The organism is Neisseria sp. P0001.S005 (assembly GCF_051963715.1).
In genome coordinates, this window is the sequence record NZ_JBQCTZ010000473.1 from 1 (window position 1) to 739 (window position 739).

Consider the following 739-nt stretch of genomic DNA (forward strand, 5'->3'; position numbering starts at 1 on the left):
TGACGTTGGTAGTGTGCTTTAGTACCAGTAATGCGGGCAGGGATGATTTTGCCGTTTTCAGAGATGAAGTCTTTCAACAAATCAACTTGTTTGTAATCAACTTCTTGGATTTTTTCAGCCGTAAAGCGGCAGAATTTTCTACGTTTGAATGATTGACGAGCCATTGTCGTTTAACCTTTATATTCTTTAATGTTCTGTATGCGTAGTACCGGCTTGGGGAAGCGTTGGCTGCGTTGCGCCAAAAAACCTTCCGACTCGATGACGGCATCTTGCCGATACTGCCATTCCTCAGCCTGCTTACCTAAAATCCGCGCAGGAATTTCAAATTTGACCAGACATTTCTGTCCGTTTTCTTCCTGCCAAGACTCATGTTGCAACACAACATCTAAAACAGGAACTCCTGCCGGCGTATATCTCAAAGGCTGAACCTGCAAGATACGGGCGGTAAGCTTAATCAGATTGTTCAATCTTATTCGGCTGCTGCAACTTCTTCAGCTGCACCGTTCAGCAAGTTTTTTGCTTTTTCGCCGCCCAGCATTGGGGAAGCTTCAGTTACAGCGTGTTTTGTTTTGATGGTCAGGTGACGCAGTACGGCATCATTGAAGCGGAAAGCAGTTTCCAGCTCTTCAACCACTTCAGGAGTAGTTTCGATATTCATCAAAACATAGTGTGCTTTGTGGATTTTATTGATTGGGTAAGCCAATTGACGACGGCCCCAGTCTTCCAAACGGTGGATTTT

The 739-nt window shown here is 44.8% G+C and carries 3 protein-coding genes; all 3 read right to left on the reverse strand.

Features of this window, described 5'->3' with window-relative positions; genetic code table 11:
- A partial coding sequence (gene rpsR / locus ACTHSP_RS21140; protein WP_440346899.1) for a 30S ribosomal protein S18 occupies window positions 1-164 on the reverse strand: 164 nt, incomplete at its 3' end.
- 6 nt (window positions 165-170) lie between these two features.
- Window positions 171-473, reverse strand: coding sequence for a primosomal replication protein N (gene priB / locus ACTHSP_RS21145; protein WP_188209290.1), 303 nt, complete (start codon window positions 471-473; stop codon window positions 171-173).
- A partial coding sequence (rpsF, locus tag ACTHSP_RS21150) for a 30S ribosomal protein S6 (RefSeq protein WP_440346898.1) occupies window positions 470-739 on the reverse strand: 270 nt, incomplete at its 5' end. The genes priB and rpsF, both read right to left, overlap by 4 nt.